Genomic DNA, 20,022 nt, shown 5'->3' on the forward strand with positions numbered 1-20,022 from the left:
CTCGGGACACTTCGCCAGATGCCCGTTCCAGTGCGGCAGGCTGTGCTGCAGCACGGCTTGGGGGTGCGACCGGCGGCAGCGGTGAACCGCGGGATGGCCATGCACCTACTTACCCGCGCACGCATCGAGAGTCGTTCCGCGCGCTCCGATCTTCTCCGGGACCTGACTGCCCCGCTGGTCGCGATATTCAGTTGGCACGCGGACCCGGAGACCTGGGCCGCCATCCTCGGTAGCGATGACGACCAGGCGCTGCGGGCCTTCGGCAGGTCACAGGGCCTCGCATCCTTTTTGCGCTTCGTCTCCGATGCCAGCCCCGCGCTGTTAACCATTGGCCTCACCTCGGCTATAGCGAGCAACGCCGCGGCGGCCGCGGTCGCGCTGTCACTGCTCGCCGTTGACGAGGAGTCGGCCAGATCCGCGCACGACGTCCTGCGGACGGGCTTCCCGGAACTACCAGACGTGCCCGAACGGCCCTTCGCTCAACTCACGCCAACAGCGCGCCTGACCATCCTCGGAAGGTCCGACCTCGACGATTTCAACGAGTTTGCCATGTTCGATGACGTGTTCGACGACGAGATCGAGCCCGAAACCGACGACGAGGTACTCATGGCCGATGAGCGAGGCATCTCGATCTCCACGTCACAGGCCACAGCGGCCGACGATGGCGATGGCCTCGCCACAGTCGGCCGGGTGTTGGAGCAGTGGGATCGGACGCAGGATGTGGCCCAGACCGTCGCCGGCTCGCTACGCGAAGGCGGCATTCCCGACTTGAGACTCATCGACGACCTGGCCGACCATGCTGAGTCCGCCGTCGCCGCGGTGAGGTGGCTAAGTAGCGAGCTCGGGGCCGACATACCTTTGACACGGGACGCGATGCGCGACGCGGCCGAGGTGTTGGTTCGCGACACCGCGAGAGTGGCCGAGGAGGCGGTCTGGTTGGGCCGCCTGACCCGGATCGAGGGACCCGGCGAGTTCGCCGACCTCATCGCCAAGATCCGCGCGCTGGCCGCGGCCGCGCTGGCGGATTCGACGATATCCAGGGAACCCCTGACGGCGCTGTGGCGATTCATGGAGTTGACCGCCGCCAAGCGCTCGGGCATGCAGGTCGGCTATGCCGCTCTGGCCGAGGCACGGTCGGATGTCGCTGTCTCGTGGGCTGACATCAATCCGCTGCTCGACGCGGTCACCTTTGGAGACGTAGCCGTCGCGGAGCCGCCTGCCCAGCAGGGTGACGCGACGCCGTCCGTGGATCAGGACCAGACGGACGCGGTCCCAGAGCCGCTGGACTCCGCGCCTGCTCGGCGTGCCCCGGCGCCAGCCACACCCAGCCCTGAATCAAACCCCGCCGGGCCGAGCTCCGACCCCGACGAGGAATCCGAGGAGCCCGGCCTGGCAAACCAGACAGCGGGTGACCGCGACGAGATCCTGGATCTCTCCCGGCTGAGCGCCCTGCTCGACAGCAGTGGCAAGGGCTCCGCGCTCGCCGCCATCAGCAACCCACGCCGTCACCTCCCTGTAGCAAAGCCCGAGGAGCCGAAGCTCGGGCCAGAGGATCCCGCGCCGAGCATCGAGACACGGCCCCTGAGCACCCCCGTGGCGACCACTGACACGACGGCGATCGCGGACGCCTTCCTGGCCCAGGATCGGTTCGGACTGGCCGCCGACCTGCTGCAGGCCAGCGGTGCCGCGTACGCCAGCGTCGCGGCCCGCCGGTTGGCGGCCTACGCGGTGGCGCTGCGCGCGCCGGCCGGTCCCCTGGCGTCCGCGTTCGCCGATCTGGAGCCCCACGTCAACCGGGAGGCTCTCGGTGAGGACCGCGCCGGCCAACTGATCGCTCTCCTGGCGGCCGCGCGCATCGCGGTGCTGGCCCCGTCCGCGGGATCGGCCAAGGTCATCAGCGAGTTGCTCGCCTGCGTCAGCAGCCAGCCCAATCTGTCCCTCGCCCTCGGCGCGCTGGCGGACGCCAGCCGCTCGGGAGTTGTCGTGCTCGCGGAGGCCGCGGACGCGGTCGGCACTCTCGCCGCCGCCGAGTCGCTGGCCACGGAAGCCGCGGCAGCCGCGGCGGAGCTCCTGTCGGGCAGCACCCGCCGAAGCATCAAGTACATCCCGGCCAACGGGGTCTACCTGGCCTGGGTGGCTCGTGATGGGGACCTGGGACGGCTGTTGGCTCTTGCTGCGGCCAACAAGCCGGAGAACATCCAGCTGGTACGGGACCAGGTCGTCGCGCTCCGCGGCAAGGCGACCAAGATGATCGACTCGACCTTCGCGGCGCAGCGACGCAACAGTCAGAACCGGATTGTCGCCGGTGCCCGGGGCAATCTTGTCAACCGCTGGGATGAGGCCGTCGAGTGCGCCAACACCTGGGCGGAGCGCGCCGAGCGGGTTGCCGAGCGCCGAGCGGGAACCGTTGGCGACTGGCACGCGGCGGCGTTGGCGAAACTGCACGCAAGTCTCAAGGACGTCCGTGGCCGTGCGCTGGACGAGCTGAGGCAGATCAGCGATCTGCCAGCCGTCGTCGTCGCGGCCGGGAGGCTCTTCAGCGACGCTCTCGCGGTCTGCGACGGCCTGGCTCCGGTGTCCGAGGAACCCCCGATCTCCTACGCGGCGCACGGTGAGCTGCTTGCGACCACGCTGCCACTCGAGGCCTCGACGCTGTTGCCCGACGGCGRCCTCACCGAGGCCGCGCTGCCGGAGCTTCGCCGGCTCGCCGAGATCGACCGCCCTGCTCCCGACGAGGTCTACGCTCTGCGCGCCGGCCGCGGAGACCATGACCTGACCGCGGTGCTCGTGGCCGGCGTCCGCCCGGAGGAGCCGGACACGGCCGCTGATCTCGACAGGCGCCGCGCGGCCGACATCCACCGCCAGTCAGCCGAGGTCCGCCGCCGCGTGGACGCTTTGAGCGATCTGATCGCCACTCGTCGGTTGGACGGCACTCTCGACGACCAGCCGTGGGCCGCGCTCGCCGCGCGGACGGAGGCGCTCAAGGACTCCGCGCGCCAGGACTTCGGCCGCATCCGGGCAACCGCCGACGCCATCGTCGACGACCTCGACGTCCAGAAGGAGCGCGCGATCGCGCGAACCGTGGCCCGGATCGAGAAGCGCGCCGAGAAGTACGCGAACGTCGCCGAGGTCGCGGAGATCCTCGTCGAGAGGGCTCGCGGGGGCCACGTCGCCAGCGCGGAGGAGTCGTTGGAGACCGTGACCGCCGGTGGTGGACTGCCCGCGGGTTCCGGCGGAGTCAACCACCTGGCCCGCTTCTTCCTGACGGTGCCGCTGCTGGCGATCGACCGGCCCACACTGGTCGACGAGCTGCACGTCGCCCTCACCGGCGCGTCGAACTCGGTCGGCCCCCAGCTCGCCGGCCTCGGGCTCGATCCGGTTGGGCTGTCCGAGGCTCGACGCGAGGCGGGCCGCAGGGCCCTGGGTGCCTGGCGGGCGCTGGCGGGCCGCGCCAACGAACGGAACGCCCGGAAGGGCGACATCGCCTCAGCACTGCGGGCCGTGCTCGCCCAGGCCGGTCTGGAGTTCGCCGACGCCCGGATGGATCCGCTGGTAGCAGGCCAGACCAGCCGCCAGTGGGCGACCCTCAAGGGCGTGAGCGGCACCGGTGACGCTCTCACGCCGGCGCTCGGCTCGGCGATGAGCCCGGACGGCGCCACGCTGCGAGTCGTGCTGGTCAAGAGTCCGCCGACGCCGGCCACCCTCATCGAGTGGCTGGCCACCGAGCCCCGGGACCACACCGTGCTGGCTCTCTGGCTGGCCGGAACCCTGTCTCCGGCGGACCGGCGCGCGATCGCGAACGCGGCGCGTGGTCGGCCGCGGCCGCCGCTGCTTCTGCTCGATCCGGCGTGCCTGGTGTATCTCGTCTGCCAGAACGAGCCCCGACGCAGCACGTTCGCCGCCACCGCTCTGCCGTTCACCGCGGCAACTCCCTATCGGGACACCCCGGGCGAAACGGCACCTGAGATGTTCTACGGGCGCACCGATGAGCTGGACGCCGTTCTTGATCTTCGCGGCTCCTCATTCGTCTCCGGCGGGCGTCAGCTCGGCAAGTCCGCGCTGCTGCGCACCGCGGCCCGCAAGTTCAGCGAGGCCGGCCCAGGCCACGAGGCGGTCCTCACCAGCGTGTTCACCATCGGCGCCGACGGGCGCCCGGAGCTGCTCTGGCGTGCGCTGTGGCCCAGACTCGCGGAGCTGCGCATCGTCGACAAGAACCCACAGCCGGGGTCGGACCTGGCTGAGGCCGTACACGCGGCGATCCTGCGTTGGTTGCGTGCCGACCCTGCCCGGGCGCTGCTGATCCTGCTGGACGAGGCCGATGCGTTCCTGGAAGCCGACGCGGCCGGCAACCGGTTCATGCACGTCGACTGGTGCCGGAAGGTCATGCTGGACTCCGACCGGCGGGCGAAGGTTGTCTTCGCGGGCCTGCACCGCACCGCCCGCTTCGAGTCACTTCCCAACCAGCCGCTTTCGCACCTCGGCCGGCCCGTCAGCGTCGGGCCGCTGCGCCCGCAACATGCCCACGAGCTGCTGACCGAGCCGCTGGCTGCGCTCGGCTTCACGTTCGCGGACGAGGGCGCGCTGCCCGCGCGAATACTGGCGATGGCCAACAACCTGCCGGCGCTTCTCCAGCTGTTCGGCGAGGCCCTGGTCCGCCACCTGACGGCGAAGGTGGTGCCGGACGACGGCCCACCACAGCTGATCACCGCGGAGGACGTCGATGGCGTGTTCAGCGACCCGGAACTTCGTGCCGCGTTCCGTGAGAAGTACGTACTGACACTCAATCTCGACCACCGTTATCTGGTGATCACCTACACGGTGGCCGAGGCGGCGCACCTGCGCGGCATCGACGCGAGTCTCAGCCTCGCGGAGCTGTCCGAGGCCTCGCGTCAGCACTGGCCGGCCGGCTTCAGCGGAGTGGGAGCGGACGACTTCAACAGCCTGGTCACCGAGTGCGTCGACCTGGGTGTCCTCGCGCTCGACAGCGGCCGCTACCGGCTGCGCACACCGACGGTGCTCCGTCTTCTGGGCACCGAGGACGAGGTGCTGGAGGCTCTTTACACCGCATCCGAACGGCTGATGGTGCCGTCGGTGTCCGACGCCGGGTCCTACCGGCGTGAGGTCAAGGACCGCGTCCGGTCACCGCTGACCGAACGTCAGCTCGGGCGCGTGCTGGACGCACGCCGGACCGTCATCACCATCGTCGGCTCACCGGCGCTCGGAGTGGACTGGGTCGCGGCGGCTCTGGAGAAGGCGAACGCCTCGATGGCGGGACTGATCCATGATGTCCAGCGGTGCACCGTGCTGACACCGGACGGCATCCGGGCCGCGGTCGGTCGCGCCGTCCATGCGACTCTCGTCGTCGTCGACACCCGGAACGCCTCGGTCCCGACGCTGCGGACGCTGCTCGTCGCGGCTGAGGCCGCGGTCGTCGAGGCGACACAGGAGATCACCGTCGCTCTGGTGACCTCACCAGCCAACGCCGCGGCCTGGATCAGGCACCCGAACAGAGTCGAGCTGGCGAGGATCGACGAACCCGGGTTGCGGTTGTGGTGCGACGAGGACGACCTGCCCTTCCGCGACGAACAGGCACGGGCGCAGCTGCTGGCCAGCAGCGGTGGGTGGGCGAAGGCCGTCGCGCACGTCGCGCAGCGCTCCGCGAGCGCCGGCTCCTGGAGTGCCCGAGTGCTGACCGATCTCGACCAGTGGCTGTCGGGGCGGGGCGGCCGGGAACTGATCAGGGAGGCCGGCCTGGACGACAGAACGCTGGCCGACACGTTCCGGAACTCGATCGAGCTCTGCGGTCCGGATGGAGAGGACCCCCAGACCATCGCGGCCGTGCTCGAGGATCTGCCGGATCTGTTCGAGCTGGCCAAGAGCGCCGACTTCGGCTCTCTCGAGGACGTGGTCGCCGCGTTGACGGCGCTGGGCTGCCTCAGCGTCGACGAGGCCGGTCGGCTCCGTCCCGAGCCCGTCCTGGCCCGGCTGGTCACCGCTGGCCCAGGCGCCCGGGGATGACGAGCGGCACCGGCTCAGGCGTCGACCTGGTTCCAGCGGCTGTCAGGATCGCACTGCGCGTCGCGGCGACCGTCATCGCCGAGCAGACGTCCGAGGCGGTGGACCCCGATCGGGTGGTGAACAGCCGCGAGGGAATCGCGCTCGTGGCCGAGCTGCTCCAGCAGTCACCGGAGCTGCGGTCGGCGACCGCGACGCGGTTGGCCGGGATGAAGGCACAGGACGAGCTCACGGAACTGCCTCCCGGCGACGGCACGGCGGACGACGGCACGGCGGACGACGGCACGGCGGACGACGGCACGGCGGACAACGGCGTGGCGGGCGACCTCGTCGCGCTACTGACCGGCCCCGATCCGGAAGGGGCTCGCCGGGCCGCCGCGCGGGTACGAGTCCTGCTCGACGAGCAGCGGCGGGTGTCGCGACGGGACCGGCGCGAACGCGAGCGGCACAGCCGGCCGTCGGCACGGCAACGCGGCGAGGATCGGGCCCAGGTGCGTCTCACCGAAGTCCGGGAAGCGCGGAACCAGGCCCGGCGACAGGCCAGCCTCGCCGAGAACGACGCCCGGGAACTGCGCGTGAAGATACTCGAGCTCGGCGAGGAACTCGTGGCCCTGTCCGCCCGGGCCGAGGCCGCCGAGGCCCGGCTCGACGCGGCCAAGCGCGACTCCATGGACCCCCGGTGGGTCGCGGCGGCGTTGAGCTCTCTTCTCCAGCCGCGGCAGAACCCGGGCCCGCAGGACACCCGTGGGCGCGCTCCCGGAGAGCCGGAACAAGTCGACCCTGGCAGGGCGGCGCCCGCCGCCGTGAACGCCGCGCAGCTTGAGGCGGCCGCCCGGCACGCGGGCCTGCCGCCGGTACTCACCGAAACCGTCTCGACCTGGCTACCCGCACTCCTGGATGCCTTCGTCGAGCCTCCCCCACCCGTCACCAACCTGCGTGAACGAACGCTGCGAATCGAGGTGCTCGGCGGAGGAACGGAGATCGGAGGGTCCTGCGTACTGGTCACCGCCGGCGATACGCGGCTACTCGTCGACGCCGGCAGCCGGCCGGGCGGAAGGTCCGCCGACCAGCTGGCACCGCCACGCATCGAGGATGCGTTCGCCGGGCCGCTGCACGCCGTCGTCGTCACCCATGCGCACAACGACCACGCGGGCTGGGTACCCGCGCTGCTCACCCGCAGCCCGCAGACGCCGGTCCTGGCTACCGAAGCCACCTCGGCGTTGCTGGCGACGATGTGGTTCGACTCCGCGAAGGTGCTCGCCCGCCGCAGCGCGGACGGCGAGAACCAGACCGCGCCCTACGGCCGTGACGACGTTCAGCACGCCCTGCACCAGATGCACACGCTTCCGTTCGGACGGCGCCATCGCATCGGCGCCCTCGAGATCGAGCTCTTCCGGGCCGGCCATGTCGTCGGCGCGGCCGGCGTCATCGTGCACGCCGGTGATCAGCGGGTGGTCGTGTCCGGCGACGTGTCCCGCTCCGAGCAACGCACGGTCGGCGGGATCGTGGTGCCGGAGTCAGCGAGGGGCGCGGACCTGCTCCTCCTCGAGTCAACCTACGCCGGCGCCGGCAGGATGGCGCCGCGTCACGTCGCCGCAGCCGAGCTGGTGACCGCCGTCGCAGCCGTGACCAGCGCGGGCGGGCGGGTGCTCATTCCAGCGTTCGCACTCGGCCGGGCGCAGGAGGTCGCCCTGACACTCGCGGAGGCGCTGCCCGATGTGGACATCCGCATCGACGGGCTCGCCCGTGACGTCACGTCGGTCTACGAGCAGCAGACCGGTCCGGATGGCGGTCCCATGCGCATCTTCGGCCCTCGGGTCCGCGCGGTTCCGCCCAACGGGACGTCCGACGCCATCGGGAACCTGCGCAGCGGCGTGGTGATCGCCACCTCGGGCATGCTGACCGCCGGACCCGCCGTCCGATGGGCTCGCGAGCTGCTTCCCGATCCGCGTGCGGGCCTCATGGTCGTCGGGTACCAGGATGAGGACTCCCCCGGCGCCCGCCTGCTGGCGCTAGCCGAGGCGGGCGGCGGCTACTTCGAGCTTCCGACCGTCGACGGGCCGCCGAGCAAGGTGCGCGTCGCCGCGCAGGTTGGCAGGTACGGCCTCGGTGCGCACGCCACGGCCGATGAGCTGACCGCCATCACGACCGACGTCGGCGCGAAAGAGGTCATGCTGGTCCACGGCGAACCGCGCGGGCAGGAGACCTTCCGGTCGCGGCTGGCGCTGCGCGGCCAGGGCACCGTCCTTACCGGAGGATGGCGGGGATGACCAGAGGTCGGGTTGACAGCCTTCAGCCGATCACGAGCCGTTCCCCGCCGAAGTCCGCGATGATCTCCAGGTTCCCACCGAGTGCTCTGGCGTAGGCGGCGAGGGTTCGTAAGCACGGAACTGACCCACCGCCTCATCGACGAATTGAGAGCCGGAATGGGCGCGATCGAGCAGGCGGAACGCGGACCTCTTCAGAGCCGAACCCGTGAGAAAATGGCGCCATGACCAGCCTGGAGCAGCTGCGGGGCTACGTCCTGGAGGAAGTACTGGCTCGGCTCCTCCACGATAGTGGGTACCGCCTGCTGGTATCCGAGACACAGGATCCCGAGGCGCTGAAACGAGGCGCGCACGGACTCCTCGTACGCGGTCGTGGTACAGATCACCAGGCCGACGTGCTCGGCGAGTTGACCTTGCCGGCACCGTTCTCGCTACCTCTACGTCTCTTCGTGGAGGCAAAATATCGCACCATGAAGACGGGTCTCGGTGACGTGCGGAATGCACATGGAGTCATCCATGATGTCAACGAGCATCACTCGACGGCGTCGGCGGGTTCACGCGCGATCCCGATGCGGCGCTACCACTACCGGTACGTCCTATTCTCCACCTCCGGTTTCACCAGGCCCGCTCAGCAGTTCGCGCTCGCCCAACAGATCTCCCTTGTGGACCTGTCGAGCTCAGGTTTCTCCAGGCTACTCGGCGCCGTCGACCACACCGCACATGAATTATATAATCTTGCTAGAAATTCACTGGTGTCGCCGTTACCACTTGGACAGATCCGCACGGCTCTCAGACTGGCATTCAATACTTGGACCGACCAGGAGTCCGATGAGATCGAAACGGAACACCCCGGCGAAACGCTCGACTTCCTGAGGCGCGCGAGCCGAGCCCGACAGGCAGACAAACTAAACCCGGCACAGCGAGAGGCCACAGCTCTTCCCCGCGATCGTTTGGCATTAATTTCCGCCGAGTCCGCCGGGCAGCTGAGCGAGAACCTGGTCTTCGCATTTCCGTCCGCGCCTTTTGTACTGGCCTTGCGACCGGCCGATCTCTTCGCGCTCGATGCTTACGTCGCACGCCATGGAGTCGAGATAAACGTAAACATCCAGTTCGTGACGCGACGCACTGTCACCGGCGACTGGATGATCGTGCCCGCTGACGGCTCCCGGGCTTTTGAGCTCCAGTTCTCGCTACCGGCGCTGCTGGAAGACTGGCTTCTTTATGACGAGCGCGCGGTGGGGCGGCGTGCTCGCGGCATCAAGGCCGACTTGCTGTCCTCGATCTCGCTGTTTCGAGATGGCCGCCTCATCCGGTTGAACTATCAACGACCACATCGCGGGTGACGGCAGCAGTTGATCTGTCAGTTGGCGCGGGGCGCGAACAGGTTGGCCTGGTGCGGAGCGTCTTCGCTGGTCAGAGGCTGCGCGGGACACGAACGGAATGTTCGTCGTCCAGGGAATGTGTGACTCGCTCCGATCGGGCAGGGTGACAGCAACCGATTCGACGATCACGATCTGCGTTGGAGGTGTTGCCACGTGGATGTGGTGCAGGATGAGCCGGCGGCTGTCTTCGACGAGGAGCAGGCGGACGGGCTGCGCGCACGGCTGGTCGAGGGCCTGCTTTCGGGTGGGTGGATCCGGACAGCAGAGGTGGAGGCCGCGTTCCGGGCGGTGCCACGGCACCTGTTCACGCCCGAGGCGTCGGTGGAGGCGGCGTACGCCGACGATGTCGTGCGGACGAAGTTCGACGCGGACGGCGCGGCGACCAGCTCGGTGTCCGCGCCGTGGTTGCAGGCGACGATGATCGAGCAGGCACGTCTGGCGGCCGGAATGCGCTGCCTGGAACTGGGCTCGGGCGGGTACAACGCGGCTCTTCTCGCCGAGCTCGTCGGTCCGGCGGGCGAGGTGACCACGGTCGACATCGACCCGGACATCACCGGCAGAGCCGCCCGCTTCCTCGCCGCCACGGGCTACGACCAGGTCCAGGTCCTGACCCGCGACGGCTGGCACGGCGCGGCCGAACACGCCCCCTTCGACGCGATCATCGTCACGGCGCAGGCCGTCGACATCCCACCGGCGTGGATCGACCAGCTCGTCGACGGCGGCCGGCTCATCGTCCCGCTACGACTACGCGGCCTCGGCCGCGGGGTCGCGTTCGAGCGGCACGGCGACCAGCTCGTCAGCCGCGAGACGCAGATGTGCGGCTTCGTACGCATGCAGGGCGCCGGCGCCAGCCCGATGCAACGCCTCGCGCTGCGCGGCAACGAGATCACCCTGCAGTTCGACGGCAACTACCCGACGAAGCCCGAGCTGTTCGACGGCATCCTCGACAGCCCACGCCTCGACACCTGGACCGGAGTGCGACTCCCACCCATGACCCCGTTCGACACACTCAAACTCTGGCTCGCGACCGTGTTCGACGGCTACTGCCAGATCGACGTCGCGAAGGACGCCGCGACGGAGCCCCTTACGCCCGCAGGCCGGCCCCTCGGCGACGCCGTCGTCAACGGTGCCAGCGTCGCCTACCTGACCTGCCCGAAAATCACCGAATCGCGCTACGAGTTCCGCGCCCACGCCTTCGGCCCCGACGCCACCACCCTCACCGAAGACCTCACCGACCAGATCCGCACCTGGGAACACAACCACCGCGACGGCCCCGACCCCCGCATCACCGCCCACCCCCTCGGCACCCCGGACCACAACCTCCCACCAGGCCGGGCCCTCGACCGAGCCCACACACGCATCACCATCACCTGGCCACATCCAGCGGACCCGGACGCGACCCACCACGGCTCCCGCCCGGCGCCGAGCTAGATCCGGCGACCTCGTCCCGGATGCGCAGGGTGGCCAGGTCGGCGGCGGCCCGGCCGAAGGCCAGCCCCTCGCGGTCAGTTCCGCTCACCGACTTTTCCACGACCTCCGGGAACATCGCCGCGACCGCCGCGCGGACGGACTCGTCCCGGGAGGCAAGCACCGGCAGGAGACGTGGGTCGCCCGCCTCGGCGACAGCCTGGGCGCTGGCCTGCTCCGTCGCGACGCGCAGTCGCTCACCGATGCGGGTCGCGAAGGCGGTGAGGAACGACTGACGGAACGAGCGCGTGCGGGACCGTCCGTGGCGGTCCTGCCGGGTGCCGGCGTGCGTCATCGCCGTGGTCGCCTGGACCAGCAGCGAGGTGTAAAGCAGTTCCACCGCGTCGATGTCGGACGGGTAGCCGACGACAGTGCTCGAACCGAGATGCTTCGCCCACACCGCGTGGCAGCGGTTCGCGCCGGCGATCACATTCAGCAGGATCGCTTTCGCCGCCTCGTAGGGGTTGTCGATGCCGATCCGCCGGCCGATCGGTTCCACGGTCGCAGTGCGCTGGGCCGCCAGTAGCGCCTCGTCGATGCTGTGCCGTGCCATGAGCTGCTGGGCCTTGGCGGTCAGCGCCTCGGCCTCTTCTGCGAAGGAGGTCGACTCGGCCTTCGCCAGCAGCGCACGGACCTTGTCCAGGAGGCCCTGGTCCACGCTGCGGCTCCCACCCCCGACTCCCCCGGCACCATCCGCACCACCCGCACCACCCGCGCCGCCGCGCCGCGCCGCGCCGTGCCCGGCACGGGGCCCAACATCTGGATCACAGGAAGACCACGCAGGAGGTTGACCAACTCGACGGCGTCGCCGAGCACCTCCGGACGCCCGCAGCCGTGCCGCGCACCCCAGGCGTCGAGCCAGTGGTCGTCGTCGTCCCACCAGGCGGTGGCGTCGAGGGCCCGCAGCTGCCCCGTCCACCGTTCGTCGACGGTGGACGGGGCGTACTGACGCATCTGCGCGGCGACGGCGTCCACGGCGAGCGCCGCCACCCGCACGCCGGCCCGCCTGCTCACAACCCGGTGCAGGTCAGCGGGCTGCCAGCCCGCCTCCCAGAGCATCTCGACGAGGCCGTCGAGCAGGGAGGTCAGGCAGGCGGTGACGATCCGGTGGCCGCCGGCGCCTCCCGGCGGCGTGGCCAGGCTCGCCAGATGGTTCGCCAGCTCGGCGTCATCGCCCTGGCCATGGGCGTCCAGCGCGGCCGCGATCAGGGCCCGCGCCGAGTGCGGGATCAGCTCGCGCTGTTCACGCTCCCCGTCGTACCGGCTCCCCGGTCCTGCCGCGGCCGCACGGCCGCGTTCCGCCCGCGCCTTCTGCTTGGCCCGGCGCTTCTCACGATTGCGAGTACTCATGATCACTCCGTAGCATTCCGCCGGGGAGCTCCCCAAGCCGTCGATGACAGCTTCGTCCGCTCCGCTGCGACGGAACGGCGGCGCGGGTCTCACACCCACACACGGATCACAGCGCCTCGTGACGCGCAGCCCGCCCTGCCTCTGTTCGAACAGGCCGGCGTCGACTTCGACCTCAACGCCGTCGTGAAGACGTCGCGTCGGCGCTCGGCGTAGGCGAACGCGAGGACATCGTCGAGCTCCCCGTCAACGTCGCCGGTCGGCCATCGCGGCCCGCAGGTGTTCCGCAGGGCGGACGCGAAAGCCTTCTCCACGACGAGCCGGTCCAGGCCGGCCTCGACCACGGCGGCGGGCATCGGACAGATCCCCCAGCGAAGCGACCCAACCCATCTCGGCTGGCTGCGGGACGTGTCCGGCGGCTCGGTTGCGTGCTGCGTTGTCAGCCGTGCGAGTTCATCATCAGGGCCCGATACTCGTCGAAAGGTCCGAGCCCGGCGGCGGCTCGCCGTTCGTCGAGACCGTCGGGTTCGGCGATCGGCTGGGGCTGCAGCTCGCCCAAGCCGTCGGCTCCGTACCAGAACTGAGTGCCGTAGAGCTGGAGATCGCCGCGGGCACGCCGGACCCGATCCGTCAGATACGCCAGATCAACAGGGGACGCCACACCGGAGTCGACCGCCGCAGCCAACAGATCCAGGCATTCGGCCTGGAAGACAGGATCGTGATCGGCGTGTTGAGCCAGCAGCCAGGCATCGTGCGCGCCCGCCTCGCCCACGAGGGAACTGTCCGGCCAGCCGTGCTCGGTGACAACGCCTCTCAGCCAGGCTGTGTTGTCCTCATCGACCGCACCGAACCTGGAGAGCTCGTCCTCCTCAGCGCCGTCACCAGGACGGGTTGGCCAGGCCCGACGCATCGCTTGGTCAGCCTCGACCCGCCGCGCCAACTCGGCCCGCAATGCCTCGTCCATACGGTAAGTATGCAGGCAAGGCGGAACACGTAACAGTCTGGCTTGTTAGATCTGGGCGATTGCAGATATTTCGTCCCCGGGCTTGGACATCGAGTAGGAGCCGGTCCCCTCACCGGCGGCGAAGAACGTGCCGCGCTTCAGGCCGCCGAGATTGTCGAGCACCGAGTTACTGCTTGGCCGCCATCTGCTCGGCCGCCTCGATCCGCTGCCCGTCCGTCGGCGACCGGGTAGAGGCCCAGACGTTCTCCGCCGTCGCCCTCCCACTTTGTCGATCCGCCTGACATGAGTCAGCCACTCTCGTCGCGCGTCGTGCCGGAGCTTCCATGCGAGTCGACGAATCGAATCTGCCCCGCGGGCTTGACCTTGACGCTGTGACGTGTCCGGCGAAATCGGGGCGACGGGTGGGGTTCGGGTCCGGAAGAATCGCGAGGTGCTCCTCGCCGTGTCGACGACCCACCGTCCCGCCACCGATCTGGGGTTCCTGCTCCACAAGCATCCGGACAGGGCGCAGCGGTTCGATACCGCCGCCGGCAGCGCGCACGTCTTCTACCCGGAGGCGACCGAAGAGCGTTGCACCGCGGCGCTGCTACTGGAGATCGACCCCGTCGGGCTGGTGCGTGGCAAGCAGGCAGGCACCGCGGGCAGGCGCGGCGGTGGGGGCGGAGCGGACGCGGCCCAGTACGTCGACGACCGGACGTACGCGGCGTCCAGCCTGCTCGCGGTCGCGATGGCGGCGGTGTTCTCGACGGCGATGGCGGGACGCTGCAAGGCCCGGCCGGAGCTGGCCGCGACCGCGCTGCCGCTGGAGATCAGGCTGCCGTCCCTGCCCTGCCGGGCCRGCGGCGCCGATCTCGCCAGGCGGCTGTTCGAACCGTTGGGGTGGCAGGTCGCGGCGGTCCCGCTCCCGCTGGACCCGCGGTTCCCGGAGTGGGGCGACGCACCACACCACGATGTCACGCTCACCGGGACTCTCCGGCTCGCCGACGCGCTCACCCAGGTCTACGTCCTGCTGCCGGTCCTCGACGACGCGAAGCACTACTACGTCGGACGGGACGAGATCGACAAACTCGTCCGCGAGGGGGCCGGCTGGCTGCCGGGACATCCGGAGCGGCAACTGATCGCCAGGCGCTATCTCGCTCACCGCCGAGCCCTGGCCACCGCGGCGCTCACCCAGCTCGCGGCAGTCGACGACCTCGCGGCCGACAGCCTTGGCACCGGCTTCGAGCCCGGCCTGGTCGCGACCGAGGTGGAAGTGGCCGAGGTGGACGACGCCGACTCGGGCGCCACGGCTACCGGCAGCTCGGACGCGCCCCCGTCCGTCGAGGGCGTCGAGGGCACAATCGGCGAAGTCGGCGAGACGCGGCCGCCGGCGTTGGCGGAGTTGCGGCGGCGGGCGATCCTCGCGGTGCTGCGCGCCTCGGAAGCGCACCGTGTCGCCGACGTCGGGTGCGGCGACGGCAAGCTGGTCGCGAGACTGCTCGCCGAGCCGACCTGCACCGAGGTCATCGCGGTCGACGTCTCCCACCGCGCACTGGAACTCGCCGCGCGGCGGCTGCGGATCGAGCGGATGCCCGACCAGGTCCGCGCCCGGCTGCGCCTGATCGTCTCGTCGCTGACCTACCGGGACAGCCGCCTCACCGGCCTGGACGCGATCGTGCTCTCCGAGGTCGTCGAGCACGTCGACCCGCCCCGGCTGCCCGCGCTCGCCGAGGTGGTGCTGGGCCACGMGCGGCCCCGCCTGGTGATCGTCACGACGCCGAACATCGAGTACAACGTCCGGTACGAGGGCCTGCCGTCCGGTGCGCTGCGGCACCGCGACCACCGTTTCGAATGGACGCGGGACGAGTTCGCCACCTGGGTCGGCGGCCTCGCCGCCCGGTACCCCTACACGGCCAGGCTCGGTGGAGTCGGCATCGACGATCCGGAGGTCGGCCAGMCCACGCAACTGGCGATACTCGAACGGTTGCCGGCGGGAGAACACCGGACTGTCGGAGAGCACCGAGCAGGGACGGGGGAAGGCCGATGAGCACACCGACAGGCGACCGTCCTCTGCCGGGGGCCGACTTTCCGCAGGCGCCGCTGACCGTTCCCGAGGTCTGCCTTGTCGTCCTCGTCGGCGTCACCGGGTCCGGGAAGTCGACCTTCGCCAGGGCGCATTTCCGTCCGACGCAGGTGCTGTCGTCCGACGCCTGCCGGGGGCTCATCGCGGACGACGAGAACGACCAGGCCGCGACCCCCGACGCGTTCGACGTCCTGCACTACATCGCCGGTAAGCGGCTCGCCGCCGGGCGGCTCACGGTCGTCGACGCGACGAACGTCCAGCGCGCGTCCCGCGCGTCCCTGATCGAGCTGGCCAGGTCGCACGACGTGCTGCCGGTCGCGATCGTCCTCGACGTGCCGGAGTCGGTCTGCCTGGCGCGCAACGCGGCGCGACCCGACCGTGCCTTCGGCCCGCATGTCGTCCGCCGGCAGCAGGCCGAGCTGCGGCGCTCGCTGCGCGGCCTGGCCCGCGAGGGGTTCCGGCGGGTCCACGTCCTGCGCTCGGAGGCGGAGATCGCCGCCGCGACGATCGAGTACACCCGGCTGCTGACCGACCGGCGCGACGTCGCCGGGCCGTTCGACGTGATCGGCGACGTCCACGGCTGCCGCGCCGAACTCGAGCAGCTCCTGACCAGGCTCGGCTACGCCCTGCGCCACGACGACTCGGGACGGGCGGTAGGCGCGGGCCACCCGGACGGTCGGCGCGCGGTCTTCGTCGGTGACCTGGTGGACCGCGGCCCGGACACGCCCGGCGTCCTGCGGCTGGCGATGGGGATGGTCGCCGCGGGCGAGGCGTTCGCCGTCCCGGGCAATCACGAGAACAAGCTCGTCCGGGCTATGCGCGGAAGGAAGGTGACCATCGGCCACGGCCTCGCGGAATCGCTCAGGCAGCTCGCCGAGGAAAGCGACGACTTCCGCGCCGAGGTCGACCGGTTCTGCGACGGGCTGGTCTCACACCTGGTGTTCGACGAGGGCCGCCTGGTCGTCGCGCACGCCGGGCTGAAGGAGGCGTACCACGGGCGGGCGTCGGGCCGGGTGCGGTCGTTCGCGCTCTACGGCGACACCACCGGTGAGACCGACGAGTACGGACTACCGGTCCGCTACCCGTGGGCACGGGACTACCGGGGCAAGGCGATGGTGGCCTACGGTCACACGCCCGTCCCCGAGCCCGAGTGGGTGAACAACACGATCTGCCTCGACACCGGCTGCGTCTTCGGTGGACGGCTGACCGCACTGCGGTATCCCGAGCGGGAACTGGTCTCCGTGCCGGCGGCGCAGGTCTACTTCGAGCCGATCCGCCCGACCACCGGGAACGGGACGGGCCCCACGGACCCGGCGCCGGCCGAGTCGCCGCTCTCGGCCGGGTCACCGCTCTCGGCCGGGTCGCCTCCCACAACCGGACCGCTGGTGTCAGCCGAGGCACTGCCGTCAGCCGAGGCGCTGCTCTCGTCATTCCCGCTGCTGTCACCGTCAGAGCCGGCGCGGTCGGCGGGCACAGTCTCGACGGGCACGGGCACGGGCACGGCGGGCGCGGGCCTGGAGATCCTGGACGTGACCGACGTACTCGGCCGGCGGATCGTCGAGACGAGGCACGGGGGCAGGGTGCAGGTGCGGGAGGAGAACGCCCTCGCCGCTCTGGAGGTGATGAGCCGCTTCGCCCTCGACCCGCGCTGGCTCGTCCACCTGCCGCCGACGATGAGCCCGCCACCCACCTCGAAGCTCCCCGGCCTGCTCGAACATCCGGCGGACGCCTTCGAGGCCTACCGGGCGGACGGCGTCGAGGACCTGCTGTGCGAGCAGAAGCACATGGGCTCCCGGGCAGTCGCCGTCGTCTGCCGGGACGAGGCAGTCGCGGCGACCCGGTTCGGCGCCACCGACGGCACCACCGGCGCGGTGTTCACCCGGACCGGCCGGCCGTTCTTCGACCGCGATCGCACCGAAGCACTGCTCGCCCGGCTGCGGGCCGCGATGACCGCCAGCGGACTCTGGGCGCAGACCGCAGCCGGCTGGGCGGTGTTCGACGCGGAGATCATGCCGTGGAGCGCGAAGGCCCAGGACCTCATCCGCCGGCAGTACGCCGCCGCCGGGGCAGCCGCCCGTGCCGCGTTGCCAGTCGCCGTCGACGCGCTCACCCAGGCGTCGGCTCGCGGGATCGACGTCGGTGACCTGCTGGACCGCACCCGCGGACGGGCCGCGAACGCCGACGCGTTCACCGCCGCCTACCAGCGCTACTGCTGGCCGGTGGACGGCCTCGACGGAGTCCGGTTCGCGCCGTTCATGCTGCTGGCGACGGGACCGGCACCGCAGGACGCCGCGAGCGGCTCCGGTTGGGGCGGTTCGTGGCCGGCCGGCACGACCCACGTGGGACGGGACCATCTCTGGCACCTAGGCGTCGCCGACCGACTGGCGGCCGCCGATCCGGACCTCATCGTCACCACGGAACGGATCCAGGTGGACGCGGGCGACCCGGCCTCGGTCGCCGCCGGGGTCGAGTGGTGGGAGGCACTGACCGCCGCCGGCGGCGAGGGAATGGTCGTCAAACCGCTGGCCGGGCTGGTCCGGGGGAAACGCGGCCTGGCCCAGGCCGGCGTGAAGGTGCGTGGCCGGGAGTATCTCCGCATCATCTACGGCCCCGACTACACCGAGCCCGCGAACCTGGAGCGGCTGCGTTCCCGCGGTCTGGGACGCAAGCGCTCGCTGGCGTTCCGGGAGTACGCCCTCGGGCTGGAAGCGCTGGAACGCGCAGCGGCCGGCGAACCCCTCTGGCGGGTCCACGAGTGCGTCTTCGCGGTGCTCGCGCTGGAGTCGGAGCCCGTCGACCCCCGACTGTAACGGGGCTCTTCGGGCTTCTCCGAAGGTCGCGTCCAACTGCCGACGGATGGCGCGAGGGTGTCGGATAAGCCGATAATCCAGATCGCGCGGAAACGGGGACTGTATGGTTTTGGGCTTATTGATACCCACCCGGGGAAAGACCGTTCCAACCGGGACGGCGGCTCCCGCCGCGTCGTCGAGGCACGYTGGACGGGCCCTCGACATACCGGGGCGTAGTGCGGATGGATGGGCGCCGCGCGGACGACAGAAAGGGGGATATAAAAAGGGGGATATAAACAACGCGGTCGAGTGATTGCGGCCAAGGAGTGGGCGACAACCTCACTCGGTCCGACTGAGAATTGGAGTGCAAGTCTCCGGACGTCGGTCGGCATCTGCCTGGAGTCCCGATTCCCGATGATTGTCATGTGGGTCCCAGAGCTGGTGTACATATATAACGACGCATGTATACCGCATCTCGGCGACAAGCATCCCGGGGCTCTCGGGTTGCCCATATCGCTCGAGGGAAGGGGGAAGTTGGGTTCTCCCGGAGTTTCCAGGATGCGGATCCATCCGGCTGGCCAGCGGCTCCCCCACTCCGAGAACAGCGGTCGCAATGACGTTGAAGGGCCGCAGGAGCGCGACGCCCGTGGGTCTCCTCATCGCCGGGGCCAGCGACCGGCTCGCACTTGACCACGACTATCGAATATTTCTCGAAACGATCGCAGATCAGATCTCGTCCAGCTTGGCACTGGCGCGCGTCCATGAAAGTGAACGCACACGCGCGAGTTCCGCGAAACGTAGTTCCCTACAAGATGCCCTCACTGGCCTGCCGAACCGTACGTAATTCCTCATGAAGCTGGGCAGGGCGCTCCTCAGATCCCGGCGACTTTCAGGTCGGGTTGCTTCCTGTTCGTCGATCTCGATGGCTTCAAAGCGGTTAACGACGCGCTGGGCCACCGCGCGGGCGACAATCTGCTCCGCGAAGCGGCGACGCGGCTCCGGCGGACCGTCCGGCCCGGCGATACCGTTGCCCGGCTCGCCGGTGACGAGTTCGCGGTTCTGTGCGAGGATGTCACCTCGGTCGACGAGGTCAGAGAAATCGCCGACCGTATAGTCGAGGCCTTTACGCTGGCTGCATCACGTGGCAGGCCGGCGGTCACTGCCAGCGTCGGGGCCGCCGTGTCCGCTCCAGAACTAACGGACTCCGAGGATCTTCTGCATGCATCCGACCTCGCGATGTATGTGGCGAAACGGCGCGGGCGGAACCGTTACATCATCTACGAGCGAAGCATGGCAGGTTGAGCCTCGCCGCCAGGTCGCCTCGTACCGCGGCGGGGCGAACTTCGACGCCGCCGGCACGTTGACCGACAGCTGGACCCCGTGCTGGCGGTCCCCGGCTCAGGCACGAGGGCTGGTCCTGCCTGGCCGCCTGCGGGTCTGGTGGGGCGTCCGCCGGGGTCCATGAACGTCCGCTGTCGTTTGCGGGCCAGCCCTATGCGGGCTCCCACCGGTGATCACCCGCCTGCGGGTCCGCCCTTCGCCAAGACTCGACCGTTCGCCAACTCTGTGGTGAAGCCCAGGTGGTCAGGTCATGAGGCAAGAGCCGTGTCCAGAAACTCCCACCGCACGTGTCACTGGGAACGCGCGTCCAGGCTGTCGACAGCCAAATGACCGAAAGCGTCGCTCCAGGCCGCATACCACTGGCGGAACCACGGATGGGACTGCGCGA

At 70.1% G+C, this 20,022-nt stretch carries 11 protein-coding genes; 7 read left to right on the forward strand and 4 right to left on the reverse strand.

The genetic code is table 11. The features are described from left to right. The first annotated feature begins 99 nt into the window (after positions 1–99). From BBK14_RS19880 to fxlM, 4 genes are all read left to right on the forward strand, one after another. Complete coding sequence (locus BBK14_RS19880; RefSeq protein ID WP_198541347.1) at positions 100–6,018, forward strand: ATP-binding protein; 5,919 nt, start codon at positions 100–102, stop codon at positions 6,016–6,018. After that, the gene (locus BBK14_RS19885; protein WP_071064726.1) at positions 6,015–8,285 is read left to right on the forward strand and encodes an MBL fold metallo-hydrolase; all 2,271 of its coding nucleotides are present in this window, start codon (positions 6,015–6,017) and stop codon (positions 8,283–8,285) included. The genes BBK14_RS19880 and BBK14_RS19885 overlap by 4 nt, the downstream gene beginning before the upstream one ends. A gap of 221 nt (positions 8,286–8,506) precedes the next feature. Next, entirely contained in the window at positions 8,507–9,625 is a 1,119-nt protein-coding gene (locus tag BBK14_RS35600) for a restriction endonuclease (protein WP_083391104.1), read from the forward strand. Positions 9,626–9,817: 192 nt separating this feature from the next. Continuing rightward, a complete protein-coding gene (fxlM, locus tag BBK14_RS19900) occupies positions 9,818–11,095 on the forward strand; it encodes a methyltransferase, FxLD system (RefSeq protein ID WP_241831686.1) in 1,278 nt (425 codons plus the stop codon). Here fxlM and BBK14_RS40345 read toward each other — a convergent pair. The 4 genes from BBK14_RS40345 to BBK14_RS41725 all read right to left on the reverse strand — a co-directional run bounded on the left by BBK14_RS40345 (position 11,031) and on the right by BBK14_RS41725 (position 13,442). Then, positions 11,031–11,789: a DUF2786 domain-containing protein gene (locus BBK14_RS40345; RefSeq protein WP_241831687.1), complete on the reverse strand. Its 759-nt coding sequence runs from the start codon at positions 11,787–11,789 to the stop codon at positions 11,031–11,033. The two genes, fxlM and BBK14_RS40345, sit on opposite strands and share 65 nt — an antisense overlap. Then, positions 11,705–12,481 carry a hypothetical protein gene (locus BBK14_RS40350; protein WP_241831688.1) on the reverse strand — a complete coding sequence of 259 codons (777 nt, stop codon included), beginning with the start codon at positions 12,479–12,481 and terminating at the stop codon, positions 11,705–11,707. The genes BBK14_RS40345 and BBK14_RS40350 overlap by 85 nt, the downstream gene beginning before the upstream one ends. Positions 12,482–12,570: 89 nt before the next feature. After that, positions 12,571–12,834, reverse strand: coding sequence for a hypothetical protein (locus tag BBK14_RS19910; protein WP_071064732.1), 264 nt, complete (start codon positions 12,832–12,834; stop codon positions 12,571–12,573). Between the two features lie 83 nt (positions 12,835–12,917). Next, positions 12,918–13,442, reverse strand: coding sequence for a DUF6624 domain-containing protein (locus tag BBK14_RS41725; RefSeq protein WP_071064734.1), 525 nt, complete (start codon positions 13,440–13,442; stop codon positions 12,918–12,920). Positions 13,443–13,872: 430 nt separating this feature from the next. On the opposite strand from BBK14_RS41725, the gene BBK14_RS19920 reads away from it, so the two are divergent. From BBK14_RS19920 to BBK14_RS40360, 3 genes are all read left to right on the forward strand, one after another. Beyond that, on the forward strand, positions 13,873–15,468 hold the full coding sequence (locus BBK14_RS19920; protein WP_071064742.1) for a 3' terminal RNA ribose 2'-O-methyltransferase Hen1: 1,596 nt from the start codon (positions 13,873–13,875) through the stop codon (positions 15,466–15,468). Further along, the gene (locus BBK14_RS19925; protein WP_071064736.1) at positions 15,465–18,314 is read left to right on the forward strand and encodes a polynucleotide kinase-phosphatase; all 2,850 of its coding nucleotides are present in this window, start codon (positions 15,465–15,467) and stop codon (positions 18,312–18,314) included. The genes BBK14_RS19920 and BBK14_RS19925 overlap by 4 nt, the downstream gene beginning before the upstream one ends. A gap of 927 nt (positions 18,315–19,241) precedes the next feature. Beyond that, complete coding sequence (locus BBK14_RS40360) at positions 19,242–19,595, forward strand: GGDEF domain-containing protein (protein WP_241831691.1); 354 nt, start codon at positions 19,242–19,244, stop codon at positions 19,593–19,595. The last annotated feature ends 427 nt before the right edge of the window (positions 19,596–20,022 follow it).

It is taken from the genome of Parafrankia soli, assembly GCF_001854695.1.
GTDB lineage: Bacteria > Actinomycetota > Actinomycetes > Frankiales > Frankiaceae > Parafrankia > Parafrankia soli.

What these genes read in the sequence shown, in the direction of transcription:
- BBK14_RS19925 (WP_071064736.1), top strand. Translation starts at nt 15,465, where the DNA reads ATGAGCACACCGACAGGCGACCGTCCTCTGCCGGGGGCCGACTTTCCG.
- BBK14_RS40350 (WP_241831688.1), bottom strand. Translation starts at nt 12,481, where the DNA reads ATGAGTACTCGCAATCGTGAGAAGCGCCGGGCCAAGCAGAAGGCGCGG.
- BBK14_RS41725 (WP_071064734.1), bottom strand. Translation starts at nt 13,442, where the DNA reads ATGGACGAGGCATTGCGGGCCGAGTTGGCGCGGCGGGTCGAGGCTGAC.
- BBK14_RS35600 (WP_083391104.1), top strand. Translation starts at nt 8,507, where the DNA reads ATGACCAGCCTGGAGCAGCTGCGGGGCTACGTCCTGGAGGAAGTACTG.
- BBK14_RS19910 (WP_071064732.1), bottom strand. Translation starts at nt 12,834, where the DNA reads ATGCCCGCCGCCGTGGTCGAGGCCGGCCTGGACCGGCTCGTCGTGGAG.
- BBK14_RS19885 (WP_071064726.1), top strand. Translation starts at nt 6,015, where the DNA reads ATGACGAGCGGCACCGGCTCAGGCGTCGACCTGGTTCCAGCGGCTGTC.